The sequence below is a fragment of the Albidovulum sediminicola genome (assembly GCF_025751575.1).
Classification (GTDB): domain Bacteria; phylum Pseudomonadota; class Alphaproteobacteria; order Rhodobacterales; family Rhodobacteraceae; genus Albidovulum; species Albidovulum sediminicola.
The window spans coordinates 159,676-175,103 of record NZ_JAOWLA010000003.1; the positions used below are offsets into that span (position 1 = coordinate 159,676).

Sequence of the window (15,428 nt, forward strand, 5' to 3'; positions counted from 1 at the left end):
TTTCGGCCGCGGTCGCGCGGCTCAGTTGTCGTTGATGTCCTTTTCCCAGATCTTCACTTGACCGCGCCGGCGCCCGAAGATCGCCCGAAGCACGGCCCAGCTCGCCAGAGAGGCGACGGCGAAGACCAGCAGAAGCGCGGGCAGCGTCCCGCCGACAAGCCCAAGCCAGATGCCGATCCCGGTCAGCGTGGCCCCGCCCGCGAAGCCGAGGAAGATGAAGCCCGGCACCGCGACCTCCAGGATCGCCAGCACGACGCCCGCCGTCAGCCACACCCACCAGAGCTGCCAGAATTCCATCACGCGCGTCCTTTCAACATCTTGAAGGCATCGCCGAAGGCATCAAGCGCCTGGGCCGGGACGATGACCGTCTGCTTGCCGGCGCCCTGGCCGACGGCGGTCAGCGCCTCCACCTGTTTCAGCGCCACCTGGTATTGCGCGGCCTCGATGCCGTTTTCCTTGATCGCCTTGGCCACCACCTCGGTCGCGTAGGCTTCCGCCTCGGCCGAGATGCGCCGCGCCTTGGCCTGCTGTTCGGCGGCATATAGGTCGGCGTCGGCCCCAAGCTCGACCGCGCGCTTCTTGCCCTCGGCCTCGGTGACATGGGCGCGCCGCGCACGCTCGGCGTTCAACTGCTGCAGCATCGCGGCGCGCGTCGCCTCGTCAAGGTTCACGTCCAGGACCTCGGCCCGCGTCACCTCGATCCCCCAGTCGTCGACCATCGCCGCCACCTGCTCGCGCACCTTGCCGATCAGGTCGGCGCGGTTCGACTGCACCTGGTCGAGTTCCATCTTGCCGATTTCGCTGCGTACGATCCCGGCGACGGTCGTGGCGATGGCGCCGTCCACGTCGCGGATCCGGTAGACCGTCTTTTCCGGCTCGATGATGCGGTAGAAGACGCTGGTTTCGACCTTCACCAGCACGTTGTCCGAGGTGATGGCGTCCTGCAGCGCATTGGGAAGCTGGCGTTCGAGGATCGAGATCTTGTGCGCCACGCGGTCGAGGAAGGGCACGATGAAGTTGATGCCCGGCCCCAGGACCGCGCGCAGGCGGCCGAAACGCTCGACCACGTGCTTCTCGGACTGCGGGACGATCCGGACGCCGAGGAAGATGCAAAGTATGATGAAGACGGCAATGGCCAGAAAGACCGCGTTGCCGCCAATGAGATCTTCAAATCGCATTCTCAATCCTCCGAAGACTATCCATTAGGAATATGCCCCGCATGGAGGGTGGTGAAAAGACACTGGATGGGGGGAAACGGCGCGGTCCTCTCCCCCTGTTGCCGGGCTGCGCAAGCAAAAGGCCGCGGCGTTGCCTGCCGCGGCCCGTTGTGCAAGGTCGAAGCGAAGGCTCAGCCGATCGCGGCGGCCTGAACCTCTGCGTCGATATAGGGCACATACTGGGCGAAATTGTCCGCGAACATGCCCACGAGCTTGCGGGCCTGCGCGTCATAGGCGGTCGGGTCCGCCCAAGTGTAGCGCGGATCCAGAAGCGCGTCCTCGACCCCCGGGACCGAAACCGGAACCTCGAAGCCGAAGTTCTTGTCCTTGCGGAACTCCACGGCATTGAGCGACCCGTCGAGCGCGGCGGTCAGAAGCGCGCGGGTGGCCCGGATCGGCATGCGCCGGCCGGTGCCGTAGGCGCCACCCGTCCAGCCGGTGTTGACCAGCCAGCAGGTCGCCCCGTGATGCGCGATCTGTTCCTGAAGGAGCTTGCCGTAGACCTCGGGGCGGCGCGGCATGAAGGGCGCGCCGAAGCAGGTCGAGAAGGTCGGAAGCGGCTCGGTCACGCCGACCTCGGTGCCCGGCGTCTTCGAGGTGAAGCCCGACAGGAAGTGATACATCGCCTGCGCGGGCGTCAGACGCGCGATCGGCGGCAGCACGCCATAGGCGTCGCAGGTCAGCATGATCACGTTTTTCGGGTGCCCGCCCATGCCGGTGCCCGAGGCGTTGGAGATGTACTCCAGCGGGTAGGCGCAGCGCATGTTGTCGGTGATCGAGTTGTCCTCGAAGTCGAGCGCGAGCGTCTCGGGGTCGAAAACCATGTTCTCGACGACCGTGCCGAACTTAGAGGTGGTGGCGAAGATCTCGGGCTCCGCCTCGGCCGAGAGGTTGATGGTCTTGGCATAGCAGCCGCCTTCGAAGTTGAAGGTACCCTTGCCAGACCAGCCGTGTTCGTCATCGCCGATCAGCACGCGCGAGGGGTCGGCCGACAGCGTCGTCTTGCCGGTCCCCGAAAGGCCGAAGAAGACGGCGGCGTCATCGGGGTTGTCGATCGCGTGGTTGGCCGAGCAGTGCATCGCCATGACGCCCTTGCCCGGAAGGATGTAGTTGAGAAGCGTGAAGACCGACTTCTTGTTCTCGCCCGCATAAGCGGTGTTGGCGATCAGGATCAGCTTGCGGTCGAAGTTCAGCGCGATGACCGTTTCCGAGCGGCAGCCATGGCGCGCGGGGTCGGCCTTGAACGACGGGCAGTTGATGATCGTGAATTCGGGGATGAAGCTGTCAAGCTCGTCGCGCGAGGGGCGGCGCAGCAGGTGGCGGATGAAGAGCCCGTGCCAGGCCAGTTCCGTCACGACCCGCACGTCGAGCCGGTGTTCGGGATCGGCGCCGCCGAAGAGGTCCTGAACGAAATAGTCGCGCCCCTTCATGTGCGCGACCATATCGTCATAGAGCGTGTCGAAGGCTTCGGGGGACATCGGTTTGTTGTTGTCCCACCAGATCGTATCCTCGACCGACGGAGTTCGCACCACGAACTTGTCCTTGGGAGAGCGGCCGGTGTGCTTGCCAGTGGTCACGAGGAAGGCGCCGCCCGTGCCCAGCGTGCCCTCGTCACGCTTGAGTGCCGCTTCGATCAGCGCAGGCTCCAGCAGGTTGTAATAGACAGTGCCAAGCCCCGCGATCCCATGGTCTTCCAATCGCTGCGAGGGGTTTACCCGTCCTGTCATCATGTGTCGCTCCTGGCGCCGGAAACCGGCTTCTAGACAATCCCAAACACGCCTATGCCATCATTTTCCGGCAGTTTTCGGGCGCGCGCCGGGCATTCGCGGGTCCGGCAGGGCCCCTATAACACGAGCTTGAAAGCGGGAACCAGCAGCGTTGCCGGTCGTTAGCGCCATCATTTCCTGTTTAGCGCAACCACCGGCAGAACTGTGCCGCGATTGTGGCCGACGGCCCCTGAACTGCGGCAAATCCGCAAGGTTCGGCAAAAAATTCCGCATGCGCCGCGGCAAGCCGGCAATGATTCGCAGTTAGATATTGATTCACACCGCCGGAGAAGGGACTATGTGGCAAAATATCGGCAGTCGGATTGCAGGCGATCGAGGCCGGGGCGAGCAGTACGAAGGAATAACAAATGTCCAGGATAGCGTTGGTCGATGATGACAGGAATATCCTGACCTCGGTCTCCATGACGCTTGAAGCCGAAGGGTTCGAGGTCGAGACCTACAACGACGGGCAATCCGCGCTCGACGCCTTCAACAAACGCATGCCCGACATGGCCGTTCTCGACATCAAGATGCCGCGCATGGACGGGATGGACCTGCTTCAGCGGCTGCGGCAGAAGACCTCGATGCCGATCATCTTCCTGACCTCGAAGGATGATGAGATCGATGAGGTTCTGGGCCTGCGCATGGGCGCGGACGACTATGTCAAGAAGCCGTTCTCCCAACGCCTGCTGGTCGAGCGTATCCGCGCGCTCCTGCGCCGTCAGGAGGCCATCGCCTCGGGCGAGGTCGCGACCACCGAGGAAACCAAGATGATGACGCGCGGGGCCCTGACCATGGACCCGCTGCGCCACTCCGTCAGCTGGAAGGGGCGCGACGTGGCCCTGACGGTGACCGAGTTCCTTCTGCTTCAGGCGCTTGCCCAGCGGCCCGGCTTCGTGAAAAGCCGCGACCAGCTGATGGATGTCGCCTATGACGACCAGGTGTATGTCGATGACCGCACGATCGACAGCCACATCAAGCGCCTGCGCAAGAAGATGCGGATGGTCGATGACGAATTCTCGGCCATCGAGACGCTTTACGGTATCGGTTACCGATACAACGAAGAATGAGCATCGCCGAAAGGTTCCGACTGCTCGACCGAAGAAAGCCGGCAAGCCGCGTGGATGTCGTGCTGGGGGAAGATTGGGTTTCCCCCGACGGCTACATCGACCAGGAACTGCGGGCCGGCCGGGAACGGCGCAGCCTGATCGGGTTGAACCGTTCGCCGCTCGCCCGCAAGATCATCATTTTCAACCTGATGGCCATGGTCCTGCTGGTTGCGGGCGTGCTTTACCTCAACCCGTTCCGGGACAGCCTGGCGATCCAGCGGGAAACCGGACTGGTCTCCGAGGCGCAGTTGATCGCCGACGTGTTCGAGGTGCAGTTGCCGCTCTCCGGCCCGGTCAATATCGCGACTTCGGACGGGATCGACGCCCATGGCACGCTCGACGGGATGGAGATCCCGGAGGGGGTCGAGCTTTTCGTCTTCGACCTGACCGGCGCGCCGGTGGTCAGCACCCTGGGTGCCGAGCGCCCCCAGCCGGAGACCGTCGAGGGCTTGAAGGAAGATCGTCGCCCGACGATCATCACCGACCTTTTGAACGGCATCTGGAACGGTATGTCGGCGCTGTTCTCCTTCCAGGATCCGGTCGAATATTCGATCTCGGCGCGCGACCTCGCCGAGCTGCTGGTCGCCGACGCGCTTGACGGGGAGACGCGCTTTTCCTCGGCGCTTGACGCCGCGGGCGGGACGATCTTCGCGGTCGCCACGCCGATCCGGCGCGGTGACGACGTCGTCGGCGTCGTGGCCCTGACCTCCGCCGCGAGCGAGATCGACCGCCTTGTCCGGGTCGAGCGCGAGCAGATCCTGGAGATGTTCTTCGTCGCGGCCTTCGTGTCGATCGGGCTCAGCCTGCTGTTGGCCTCCACCATCGCCAACCCGCTTTCCGACCTTGCCGCCGCGGCCGAGCTTGGCCGGGATAAGAATGCCCGCAAGCTCAACCCCGGCCGCGTGCGCATCCCGGACCTGACCGCCCGCCCGGACGAGATCGGGCGGCTTTCCGGCGCGATGCGCGGCATGGTCGCGGCCCTTTACGACCGGATCGAGTCGAACGAACAGTTCGCCGCCGATGTCGCGCATGAGATCAAGAACCCGCTGGCGTCGCTGCGCTCTGCCGTGGGGACGCTGCGGATGGCCAAGCGCGAGGATCACCGCGAGAAGCTGCTCGACGTGATCGACCACGATGTGCGCCGTCTCGACCGGCTGGTCAGCGACATTTCCAACGCCTCCCGGCTCGACAGCGAGCTGGTCCGTGAGGAAGAGGAGGTCTTCGACCTGATCAAGACGCTCGGCGGGATCACGCAGTATTTCGGCGACGAGGCCAAGGGCAAGGGCATCGACTTCATCACCGACCTGCCGCCGGATGCGATCAAGATCACCGGGCTCGAGGCACGTCTTGCGCAGGTCTTCGTCAACCTGATCTCGAACGCGATGTCGTTCTGCGAAAAGGGCGATGCGGTTCGTGTCTGGGCGCGCAAGCGTGAAAACCGGGTGCTCGTGGTGGTCGAGGACACCGGCCCCGGGATCCCCGACCAGGCACTGACAAAGATCTTCAAGCGCTTCTACTCGGAACGGCCGGTCGGCCAGTTCGGCAACCATTCCGGTCTTGGCCTTGCGATCTCCAAGCAGATCGTCGAGGCGCATGGCGGCGTGATCTGGGCCGAGAATATCCGCACCGCCGATTCAGACCTGAACACGCCGCCGCTTGGTGCGCGGTTCGTGGTGGGTCTGCCCTTGTGACCCCCGGGCCGGCGGCAGCGACGGTCCTTCATGCCAGCTGCGTCAGCCTGGAGGGGCGGGGGGTGCTCATCCTCGGACCTTCGGGCTCGGGGAAATCGGCGCTGGCGCTGCAACTCATGGCCCTTGGCTGCACCCTCGTCGCCGATGACGGTGTCCGGGTCGAGGCGCGCGGCGGTCAGGCCCTGGCCAGCGCGCCCGAGGCCATCCGCGGCATGATCGAGGCACGCGGCGTCGGCCTGCTCGCCGCCGAGACCGCCCCGGCGGCGGCCGTCGTCCTGGCCGTCGACCTGTCGCAGGAGGAGACGGAGCGGCTGCCACCCCATCGAGACATCGTGATCGCCGAATGCGTCGTTCCTGTGCTTCACAGAGTCGAGAGCGTCCATTTTGTCGCGGCGATCCTGCAATATCTCAAGGCAGGACGTCGCGCGTGAGTGACACGATGAACAGCCGACCGCAAGACAAGGCCGGGCAGGGCCTGGTGTTGGTGACCGGCCCCTCGGGCGCCGGACGCTCGACCGCGTTGCGCGCGCTTGAGGATCTGGGCTACGAGCCGATCGACAACCTGCCGCTAAGCCTGATCCCGCGCCTTCTGGACGGGCCGCCGATCCAGCGCCCGCTGGCGCTGGGGATCGACGTGCGCAACCGGGACTTCTCCGTCGCGGGCCTGATCGAGTTGATCGACGCGCTGACCGCGCGGCCCGAGGTGTCGCCCGAGGTGCTGTTCCTCGACTGCCGGGCCGACGAGCTGGTGCGGCGCTACGGCGAGACGCGGCGCCGCCATCCCCTCTCCCCCGAAGAGACGCCCTCCGACGGGGTGCAAAGCGAGATCGACCTTCTGGTCCCGATCCGCGCGCGCGCGGATGTGCTGATCGACACCTCCGACCTGTCGCCCCATGACCTCAAGGCCGAGGTCGTGCGCTGGTTCGACCGGACCACGGGCGGGCGGCTTGCGGTGTCGGTACAGTCCTTTTCCTACAAGCGCGGGGTGCCGCGCGGGCTCGACCTGATGTTCGATTGCCGCTTTCTGAGAAACCCGCATTGGGAGGAGGCGCTGCGCCCGCTTGACGGGCGCGATCCGGCCGTGGCGGGCTATGTGGCCGAAGACCCGCGTTTCGCGGAGTTCTTCGACCGTGTGCGCGATCTGATCCTGTTTTTGCTGCCTGCGCAGGTCGCTGAGGGCAAAAGCCATCTGGCCATCGGCTTCGGTTGTACCGGAGGGCAACACCGCAGCATTGCAGTTGCAGAAAAAATGGCCAAAGAGCTTGCGGAGGCAGGGTGGCAGGTGTCTAAGAGGCATCGGGAATTGGAACGCCGCACGGCCACGGCCGCGGCATTGCAGGGTGAGAGGGCGTGATCGGGGTCGTGATCGTCGCACATGGCGGTTTGGCACGCGAATACCTCGCGGCGGTCGAGCATGTCGTCGGCAAGCAGTCCGGTATTCGGGCCATCGCGATCGAAGAGGATCACGACCGCGCCGAAAAGCAGGACGAGATCCGCGCCGCCGCCGATGCGGTCGACCAAGGCGACGGCGTGGTCGTGGTGACGGACATGTTCGGCGGTTCGCCCTCCAACCTGTCGCTTTGCGCCTGTGAGCGTCAGAACCGCCGGATCATCTACGGCGCCAACCTGCCGATGCTGATCAAGCTCGCGAAATCGCGCAACCTGTCGGTGACCGATGCCGTGGCGACCGCGCTCGACGCGGGGCGCAAGTATATCAATGTCTATGCCGGCGGGGCCGGGCAGGTGCGGCCGTGACCGAATGCATTTTGAAGATCGTCAATGAAAAGGGGCTCCATGCCCGCGCCTCGGCGAAGTTCGTCGAGGTGGTCGAAGCCCATGACGCGACCGCCGAGGTCGAGAAGGACGGGATGAGCGCCTCGGGCGATTCCATCATGGGCTTGCTGATGCTGGCGGCCTCGCGCGGCACCTCGATCACCGTACGCACCGATGGTGCCGAGGCAGAGAAGCTGGCCCATGCGCTCAGCGCGCTCGTCGCCGACCGGTTCGGCGAGGGGAACTGACCCCGAAGCAGCGAACGCCCCGCCGCAGGACGGGGCGAAACCATGGCGCCGATCAGCGCGTCGGCACCGGCACTTCGCCGCGGTAGTCGTAGAAGCCGCGCTGGGTCTTGCGGCCGAGCCATCCAGCCTCGACATATTTCGTCAGAAGCGGGCAGGGGCGGTACTTGGTGTCGGCAAGCCCGTCGTGCAGCACGTTCATGATCGCAAGGCAGGTGTCGAGGCCGATGAAGTCGGCCAGTTCCAGCGGCCCCATAGGGTGGTTCGCGCCAAGCTTCAGTGACTCGTCGATCGAGCGGACCGAGCCCACGCCCTCGTAAAGCGTATAGACCGCCTCGTTGATCATCGGCATCAGGATGCGGTTGACGATGAAGGCGGGGAAGTCCTCGGCGCTGGCGGCGGTCTTGCCCAGCTTTTCGACCACGGCCAGAAGCGCCCGGTAGGTCGGCTCGTCCGTCGCGATCCCGCGGATCAGCTCGACAAGCTGCATCACGGGCACCGGGTTCATGAAATGGAACCCCATGAACTTTTCCGGCCGGTCGGTGCGACTCGCAAGCCGGGTGATGGAGATCGAGGAGGTGTTGGAGGTCAGGATCGTCGTGGGCTTCAGATGCGGCAGCAGATCCTCGAAGATCGCCTGCTTGACCGTCTCCCGCTCGGTCGCGGCCTCGATCACCAGATCGGTCTGGCCGAGGTCGGAGAGTTTCAGCGTCGTCTTGATGCGCGCCAGCGCGGCGTCATGGTCAGCCTCGCTGATCTTGCCGCGCGAGGCCTGGCGTTCCAGGTTCCGGTCAATCAGCGCGACGGCCTTGTCGAGCGCGGGCTGCGTGATGTCGTTCAACAGCACGTCGAAGCCGGCAAGGGCGAAAACATGGGCGATTCCGTTGCCCATCTGGCCCGCGCCCACGATGCCCACAGTCTTGATGTCCATGCCAGTTCTCCGCTTTTCGCTATGACCTTATGCACCCCCAGCGCTGCGGCGCAAGGCGTAAGCCGGGGCGCGCTGGTCCGAAGCCCCTCCGAAGGCCCGAGGAAGGCCGAAATTCCGGTGGCGCAACTGTGACGCGAGGTCCTTCGAATGACCTTCGACCTGCCTTTTTTCGGTCAATGAGCGGCGGGATATTACGCCTTGGGGGCGCATTGACGAGGCAACGAAAAATGAAATCTGCTGTCGCTTTCTTTCTCCGGTTCGCGCGGAAGAACTCCGAACAGACAGACGCCTTCGGCGCGCGCCTGATGACAATGTCCAAGCCGCGTACGCCGCGTCCGACGCGCGCCGCGGCGCCCTCGCTCTTCAAGCGCGGCGCCCGCGCGGCCTGAGGCCGGCTCGGCCTAAAAGCCGATCGCGACGCCCGGAAGGTTCAACTCGCGCACCAGATCGCGCAGTTCCTGCCGGGCGGCGACATTCGACAGGCTCAGCGACTCCACCCCGATATCCTTCAGGTCCAGGAGCGTCAGCCCGCGCGGGAAGAGTTCCCGGAAAATGACCCGCTCGGAAAAGCCCGGCGCCACGCGGAAGCCGATCCGCTTGGAGAGCTGCTCAAGCGCCGCGCCGACCTTCTTCTTGTTGTGCATCTGCTGAACGCCCAGGCGGTTGCGAAGCACGATCCAGTCGATCGGCCTCACTCCCGCCCGCGCCCTCAGCTGCCGCGCGTTCCAGACCATCTCGGCATAGATCGACGGGCCGGTGACGCGGCCGGTCTCGGGGCTGATGCGCGCCAGAAGGTCGAAGTCGATGAAACTGTCGTTCAGGGGCGTGATCAGCGTATCGGCGAGCGAGTGCGCGACCTGGCTCAGGCGCGTGTGCGATCCGGGGCAATCGATGATGATGAAGTCGCTGACCGCATCCAGTTCGGCGACCGCCGCCGACAGGCGATAATCGAAGGGGTTTTCGCCCTCTGGGATGCTGGCCGGATCAACCTCGGGCAGTTCGCGGTAATCGGGGGTCGGCAGATCGAGCCCTTGGCGCCGGGCGAAGGCGCGGCGATTTTCGACATAGCGGCCGAAGCTGCGTTGGCGCAGATCAAGGTCCAGCGCGCCGACACGATGCCCCATGCGGGCGAGCGCGGTCGCGACATGCATCGAAGTGGTGGATTTGCCCGACCCGCCCTTTTCATTGCCGGTCACGATGATATGCGCCACGCTGTCCCTCCGCGAAATGGTGCCTTCGCGGCCCGGCGGGACTATATGTGGCGGCGTTGGCAGACGGAAGCGACAAGCCGCATCTGCCACTGCGGGCACGACATCGGTGCAACACCCGGGCAGTCCAGATGGACAAACCGGCCGCGCCCGGAGCGCCAGCCGGTGCCGCGCCTCGAACCTCCCAACAAAAACGCCGCCCACGAAGGGGCGGCGTATCCGTAGCACATAGGCGGGGTCTCAGAAGCCCAGGCCGGCGTACTTGTTCTTGAACTTCGACACGCGGCCGCCGGTGTCCAGCAGCTTGGCCGAGCCGCCGGTCCAGGCGGGGTGCGCCAGCGGATCGATGTCGAGCGCCAGCGTGTCGCCTTCCTTGCCCCAGGTCGAGCGGGTCTGGTAGGTCGAGCCGTCGGTCATCTTGACGGTGATGAAGTGGTAGTTCGGGTGGATACCTTGTTTCATCGGTCCGATCCTTACTTGGCTTTTTCTTTGTAGTTGGTGACTTCGGCGATCCGGGCCGACTTACCGCGGCGCGAGCGCAGGTAGTAGAGCTTCGCGCGACGGACCTTGCCGCGGCGAACGACCTCGATCGAGTCGATGTTGGTCGAGTAGAGCGGGAACACACGTTCCACGCCTTCGCCGAAGGAGATCTTGCGCACGGTGAACGACGCGGCGAGCGTGCTGCCGCCACGGCGGGAGATGCACACGCCTTCGTAGTTCTGCACACGCGAACGGGTGCCTTCGGTCACCTTGTAGCCGACGCGAACGGTGTCGCCGGCCTTGAAATCCGGGATGCTTTTGCCGAGGGCGGCGATCTGTTCCGCCTCGAGCTGCGCGATCAGGTTCATCGCAATTCCTTCTCTCATGCTCGCGGTGGTTCCGCGATGGTTTGGCGCGCCTCAGAGCTCCGTGTCTTCATCGGGTCCGCATCTTGCGCCCGCCGGAGGTCAGGTCATCGTTTCCTAGTCGCTTCGCCGGCCCGGAACCCGCCGAAGAAGACGGGCGCATCGGCCATAGAAATAAGGCCCGGACGACTCGTTCAAGCCCCGGACGGGCGCGGTATAGGGGCAAGCGCGCGCCGGGTCAAGGTCGTGTGCATTGCCGCTGAAAGACGGCGGTATGTATTCTGATTCGGCATCCAACCCGATGAAAGGATCTACCGATGCGAAAGTCTGATGAAATGCGTGCCACCGTTCTTGGCGCGGACCTGACACACGGCCGAACCGGAGATCCGATACGCTTCCGAGCCATGATCCTGGAGCATCACGACGGCCGGTATTCTATCGAATACTCGCACGCACCACGACCATCGGATGATGCCGGATTTTGGTATTCGGACAGTCTAACAAGTGCAGGAACCTATGACTAGGCGCGCGAACATGTCGATGCGATGTGCAACGAACTGGAAAGGGCCTTTGAGGTTCGCCCATGGTGCGAGTGACAGTCTGCCGGAGCGTGCCGATCCTGTCGCGCTCCGACAGGAAATCTTCATCTGTCAGGCTGGCGTCTGGAGTCGCCGGAATCTTCCCAAAGGTCCGGCCGCCGTTCGCGCGTGATCCGCTCGGCCTCGGCGCGGCGCCACTTCTCGATCTCGCCGTGGTGGCCGGACATCAGGACCGGCGGAATCTCCCGTCCTTCCCAGACTTGCGGCTTCGTGTACTGAGGATGTTCCAGAAGCCCGTGGGAGTGGCTTTCTTCCTCGGTCGAGGCGGCGTTGCCGAGAACGCCGGGCAGAAGCCGCACGGTCGCGTCGATCATCGCCTGGGCCGCGATCTCGCCGCCGGTCAGGACAAAGTCGCCCAGCGAAACCTCCTCGACCGCGTAGTGATCGAGCACGCGCTGGTCCACGCCCTCGAAGCGGCCACACAGCAGCGTTATGCCGTCGGCCTCGGCCCAGCTGCGGGCCATCGCCTGGTCGAAGCGGCGCCCGCGCGGGGACAGGTAGACGACCGGCCAGCGCGACCGCTCCACCGGGGTGCCGATGGCCGCCTCGTCGAAGGCGCGCGCGACGACATCGGCGCGCAGCACCATGCCCGCCCCGCCGCCGGCGGGCGTGTCATCGACGTTGCGGTGCTTGCCAATGCCGAAGGGGCGCAGGTCGATGGTCTCCAGCGCCCAGCGACCCTCTTGCAGGGCCTTGCCGGTCAAGGACAGGCCAAGCGTTCCGGGGAATGCCTCGGGGAAGAGGGTGATGATCCGGGCCCGCCAGGCGCCTTTCAGGCGCGGCGTGTCGGTCATCAGCTCCCGCGGCTTGAGGCTGGCAGAGATCGCCAGCCGGCCGTGGGACCGGGGCTTGTCCTCAGTCATCGCCGAGGTCCGCGGGCGGGTCGGCGATGATCCGGCGGGCGGTCAGATCGACCGTCGGGACCGCCGCCTTGGTGAAGGGCACAAGCAGCATCGCGGCCCCGCCCACGATCTCCAGGAAATCCCCTGCGCCGTGGTTGTGGACCGCCTTGACCCGCCCGAGGGCGGTGCCCGACGTGTCCAGAACCTCAAGCCCGATCAGGTCGGCGTGATAGAATTCGTCGTCGGGAAGATTGGGAAGCTTGTCGCGGTCGGCGAAAAGCTCCACGCCCTTCATCGCCTCGGCCTCTTCCCGGGTGTTGATGCCCGAAAGGCGTGCGGTCAGCCCGCCGCCGCTGCCGCGCGTCAGGCGCAGCGTGAAGCTGCGGCTGCCGTCCTCGGTCCACAGCGGCGCATAGGCGGCGATCGCCTCGGGCTGGGCGCAGAAGCTTTTCAGCCGAACCTCGCCGCGGACCCCGAAGGCCCCGGCGATGGCGCCGACGCAGATGCGGTCAGTTGCCATTGGCGGGCTCCTCGCAGGGGACGACGGGGGCAGAAAGCACGCGATCGGTCTTCATCCCGAGCCAGAATGCCCCCGCGCACAGCGTGAGCGTGACGATCCGGCGCAGGAAGAAGCCGATCAGCATGATCCCTCAGCGGCTTATTCGGCCGAGGCGGTCTTGGCGGCCTTCTCGGCGGCGCGCTTCTTGGCCTTGTCGCCGGGCTCGGCCTTTTGCATGTTGGCGCGGGTCGACTTGGCGCGGACGCCAGCGGCTTCGAGGAAGCGCGCGATCCGGTCGGTCGGCTGGGCGCCCTGCGACAGCCAGTACTGCACGCGCTCCATGTTCATCTTGACGCGGTCTTCGCTGTCCTTGGCGAGAAGCGGGTTGTAGGTGCCCAGCTTCTCGATGAAGCGGCCGTCGCGCGGCATGCGCGAGTCGGTGGCGACGATCGAGTAGAAGGGCCGCTTCTTGGAACCGCCGCGGGCGAGACGGATTTTCATAGCCATGTGAGTTACTCCTTTTGATGGCTGTTGACGGGGCGCACCCCGTTATTTCTGCAGTTTCTCGTGGTGCCTGATGACTTCGGAGATGATGAAGTTCAGGAATTTCTTGGCGAACTGGGGGTCTAGGTCGGCCTCGGCCGCCAGCCTTTCGAGTCGCGCGATCTGGTCGGCCTCCCGCACGGGGTCCGAAGGGGGCAGGTCGTGTTCGGCTTTCAGGAAGCCCACCGCCTGGGTGTGCTTGAACCGTTCGGCCAGCGTGAAGACGAGGATCGCGTCAAGCCGGTCGATGCTTTCGCGATGGCCCTTCAGAAGCTGGGCGGCGCGGTTCGTCGGGTCGCTCATAGGGGCCTCCGGTGCGGGGCTGTGGCAGGACCGCGCCCGGAGGGGCGAGATCCGCAGGAACGGGGGGTAGGCCGCAGGACCGGGGCGCCGCCCCGGACCCCGGGGTATTTGGGCAATGAAGAAGGACGCCGCGTCATTTCTTCTTCCCGAAGCCGAGGCCCGAAAGGCCGCCGGGCAGTTTGAGCCCGCCAAGCCCACCCGGGCCAGGCATCGCGCCGGGCATGCCGCCCATGCCTTCGCGCATGCCCTTGGCCATGGCTTCCATCTCGGCCGGGCTCATCTTCGACGGGTCGGGCATGCCGCCGCCAAGACCCTTGCCGCCCATCATCTGCTTGATGGCCTGCTTCATGGCGCCGCCCTTGCCCATCTTCTTCATCATGTCGGCCATCTGCCGGTGCATCTTGAGAAGCTTGTTGAGTTCGGCCACGTCGAGGCCTGCGCCCGCGGCCACGCGCCGCTTGCGGCTGGCCTGCATCAGGTCGGGGTTGGCGCGTTCCTTCTTGGTCATCGAGTTGATGAGCGCGATCTGGCGGCGCAGCATGCGGTCGTCGAAGCCCGCGGCCTCGGCGGCCTTTTGCATCTTGCCCATGCCGGGCAGCATCCCCATGAGGCCCTGCATGCCGCCCATCTTGAGCATCTGGTCGAGCTGGCCCTTGAGGTCGTTCATGTTGAAGAGACCCTTGGCGAAGCGCTTGGCCATGCGCTCGGCCTGTTCCATCTCCAGCGTTTCCTGGGCCTTCTCGACGAGCGCCACGATGTCGCCCATGCCGAGGATGCGGCCCGCGACGCGCTCGGCCTCGAAGGTCTCGATCGCGTCCATCTTTTCGCCGAGGCCGACGAAGCGGATCGGCTTGCCGGTGACCGCGCGCATCGAGAGCGCGGCGCCGCCGCGGCCGTCGCCGTCCATCCGGGTCAGGACGACGCCGGTGATGCCCACCTTGCCGTCGAATTCGGTCGCGACATTGACCGCGTCCTGGCCGGTCAGGCCGTCCACGACCAGCAGCGTTTCGCGGGGGGCGACGGCGTCGCGGACCGCCTGGACCTCGTCCATCAGGACTTCGTCGATGTGCAGGCGCCCGGCGGTGTCGAGCATGTAGACGTCGTAGCCGCCCAGCGTCGCCTGTTGCTTGGCGCGCTTGGCGATCTGGACGGCGCTTTCCCCCTTCACGATCGGCAGCGTGTCGACGCCGATCTGCTGGCCGAGGATCTGGAGCTGTTCCATCGCCGCGGGGCGGTTGGTGTCGAGCGAGGCCATCAGCACCCGCTTGCCGTTCCTGTCCTTGAGGCGCTTGGCGAGTTTCGCGGTCGTCGTGGTCTTGCCCGACCCCTGGAGGCCGACCATCAGGACCGGCGCGGGCGGGTTGTCGATCTTCAGCGCCTCGGGCTGGCCCTCGCCGCGCAGCACGTCGATCAGCGCGTCGTGGACGATCTTGACGACCTGCTGGCCGGGGGTGACGGACTTGGTTACCGCCTGTCCGGTGGCCTTCTCCTCGACGGCCTTGATGAAGTCACGCGCGACGGGAAGCGAGACGTCGGCTTCGAGAAGCGCCACGCGCACCTCGCGCAGCGCCGCCTTGACGTCCTCGGGCGTCAGGGCGCCCTGCTTCGTCAGCCGGTCGAAGACGCTGCCAAGGCGTTCTGACAGGTTCTCGAACATCACGCGGCCCTCCTTGGCCCATTCCTTACCGTCACGCTCCAGATAGGGACCGGAACGCCCAAACGCAAAACGCACCAGTGGGCGCAACGCGCTGACTGGTGGCGATCCCTGGAAAAGACCAAGGACCGGAAGCTTTGTCACTTCCGGGTATCGGGGGCGCTTTACGCGCGCGGGGGCGGGGAGTCAAGTGTCGTAGGGTG

19 protein-coding genes are annotated in these 15,428 nt (G+C 65.5%); 6 read left to right on the forward strand and 13 right to left on the reverse strand.

Features of this window, described 5'->3' with window-relative positions; all coding sequences use genetic code 11:
* Nucleotides 1-21: 21 nt before the first annotated feature.
* From OE647_RS04560 to OE647_RS04570, 3 genes are all read right to left on the reverse strand, one after another.
* Nucleotides 22-297 (reverse strand): NfeD family protein, encoded by a 276-nt coding sequence (locus OE647_RS04560; RefSeq protein WP_263720478.1) that lies wholly within the window; start codon nt 295-297, stop codon nt 22-24.
* A complete protein-coding gene (locus tag OE647_RS04565; protein ID WP_263720479.1) occupies nt 297-1,178 on the reverse strand; it encodes an SPFH domain-containing protein in 882 nt (293 codons plus the stop codon). Before OE647_RS04565 ends, OE647_RS04560 begins: the two co-directional genes overlap by 1 nt.
* Before the next feature lie 170 nt (nt 1,179-1,348).
* Nucleotides 1,349-2,947 carry a phosphoenolpyruvate carboxykinase gene (locus tag OE647_RS04570; protein ID WP_263720480.1) on the reverse strand — a complete coding sequence of 533 codons (1,599 nt, stop codon included), beginning with the start codon at nt 2,945-2,947 and terminating at the stop codon, nt 1,349-1,351.
* A gap of 404 nt (nt 2,948-3,351) precedes the next feature.
* On the opposite strand from OE647_RS04570, the gene OE647_RS04575 reads away from it, so the two are divergent.
* The 6 genes from OE647_RS04575 to OE647_RS04600 all read left to right on the forward strand — a co-directional run bounded on the left by OE647_RS04575 (nt 3,352) and on the right by OE647_RS04600 (nt 7,804).
* Nucleotides 3,352-4,053 (forward strand): response regulator transcription factor, encoded by a 702-nt coding sequence (locus OE647_RS04575; protein ID WP_263720481.1) that lies wholly within the window; start codon nt 3,352-3,354, stop codon nt 4,051-4,053.
* Entirely contained in the window at nt 4,050-5,783 is a 1,734-nt protein-coding gene (locus OE647_RS04580) for a sensor histidine kinase (RefSeq protein WP_263720483.1), read from the forward strand. The genes OE647_RS04575 and OE647_RS04580 overlap by 4 nt, the downstream gene beginning before the upstream one ends.
* A gap of 62 nt (nt 5,784-5,845) precedes the next feature.
* Nucleotides 5,846-6,214 (forward strand): HPr kinase/phosphorylase, encoded by a 369-nt coding sequence (locus OE647_RS04585; RefSeq protein WP_263720484.1) that lies wholly within the window; start codon nt 5,846-5,848, stop codon nt 6,212-6,214.
* Nucleotides 6,215-6,222: 8 nt separating this feature from the next.
* On the forward strand, nt 6,223-7,137 hold the full coding sequence (gene rapZ, locus OE647_RS04590) for an RNase adapter RapZ (protein ID WP_263720629.1): 915 nt from the start codon (nt 6,223-6,225) through the stop codon (nt 7,135-7,137).
* Nucleotides 7,134-7,538 (forward strand): PTS sugar transporter subunit IIA, encoded by a 405-nt coding sequence (locus tag OE647_RS04595; RefSeq protein WP_263720485.1) that lies wholly within the window; start codon nt 7,134-7,136, stop codon nt 7,536-7,538. The genes rapZ and OE647_RS04595 overlap by 4 nt, the downstream gene beginning before the upstream one ends.
* Nucleotides 7,535-7,804 (forward strand): HPr family phosphocarrier protein, encoded by a 270-nt coding sequence (locus tag OE647_RS04600; RefSeq protein ID WP_263720486.1) that lies wholly within the window; start codon nt 7,535-7,537, stop codon nt 7,802-7,804. The genes OE647_RS04595 and OE647_RS04600 overlap by 4 nt, the downstream gene beginning before the upstream one ends.
* Nucleotides 7,805-7,856: 52 nt before the next feature.
* On the opposite strand, the gene OE647_RS04605 is transcribed toward OE647_RS04600, so the two are convergent.
* The 10 genes from OE647_RS04605 to ffh form a co-directional block, all read right to left on the reverse strand.
* On the reverse strand, nt 7,857-8,732 hold the full coding sequence (locus OE647_RS04605; protein WP_263720487.1) for a 3-hydroxybutyryl-CoA dehydrogenase: 876 nt from the start codon (nt 8,730-8,732) through the stop codon (nt 7,857-7,859).
* 401 nt (nt 8,733-9,133) lie between these two features.
* Nucleotides 9,134-9,943 (reverse strand): division plane positioning ATPase MipZ, encoded by an 810-nt coding sequence (locus tag OE647_RS04610; protein WP_263720488.1) that lies wholly within the window; start codon nt 9,941-9,943, stop codon nt 9,134-9,136.
* Between the two features lie 237 nt (nt 9,944-10,180).
* Complete coding sequence (gene rpmE, locus OE647_RS04615; RefSeq protein ID WP_263720489.1) at nt 10,181-10,402, reverse strand: 50S ribosomal protein L31; 222 nt, start codon at nt 10,400-10,402, stop codon at nt 10,181-10,183.
* An 11-nt stretch (nt 10,403-10,413) separates the two neighbouring features.
* Nucleotides 10,414-10,788, reverse strand: a complete 375-nt coding sequence (gene rplS / locus OE647_RS04620) for a 50S ribosomal protein L19 (RefSeq protein ID WP_263720491.1) — start codon at nt 10,786-10,788, stop codon at nt 10,414-10,416.
* A gap of 640 nt (nt 10,789-11,428) precedes the next feature.
* Nucleotides 11,429-12,247 (reverse strand): tRNA (guanosine(37)-N1)-methyltransferase TrmD, encoded by an 819-nt coding sequence (gene trmD, locus OE647_RS04625; protein ID WP_263720492.1) that lies wholly within the window; start codon nt 12,245-12,247, stop codon nt 11,429-11,431.
* Nucleotides 12,240-12,746 carry a ribosome maturation factor RimM gene (gene rimM / locus OE647_RS04630; RefSeq protein ID WP_263720493.1) on the reverse strand — a complete coding sequence of 169 codons (507 nt, stop codon included), beginning with the start codon at nt 12,744-12,746 and terminating at the stop codon, nt 12,240-12,242. The genes trmD and rimM overlap by 8 nt, the downstream gene beginning before the upstream one ends.
* Complete coding sequence (locus OE647_RS04635) at nt 12,736-12,870, reverse strand: hypothetical protein (RefSeq protein ID WP_263720494.1); 135 nt, start codon at nt 12,868-12,870, stop codon at nt 12,736-12,738. Before OE647_RS04635 ends, rimM begins: the two co-directional genes overlap by 11 nt.
* 14 nt (nt 12,871-12,884) lie before the next feature.
* Nucleotides 12,885-13,232 (reverse strand): 30S ribosomal protein S16, encoded by a 348-nt coding sequence (rpsP, locus tag OE647_RS04640; RefSeq protein WP_263720495.1) that lies wholly within the window; start codon nt 13,230-13,232, stop codon nt 12,885-12,887.
* Nucleotides 13,233-13,274: 42 nt separating this feature from the next.
* Nucleotides 13,275-13,571, reverse strand: a complete 297-nt coding sequence (locus OE647_RS04645) for a chorismate mutase (protein WP_263720496.1) — start codon at nt 13,569-13,571, stop codon at nt 13,275-13,277.
* Nucleotides 13,572-13,704: 133 nt separating this feature from the next.
* Nucleotides 13,705-15,228, reverse strand: a complete 1,524-nt coding sequence (gene ffh, locus OE647_RS04650) for a signal recognition particle protein (RefSeq protein WP_263720497.1) — start codon at nt 15,226-15,228, stop codon at nt 13,705-13,707.
* Between the last annotated feature and the right edge of the window lie 200 nt (nt 15,229-15,428).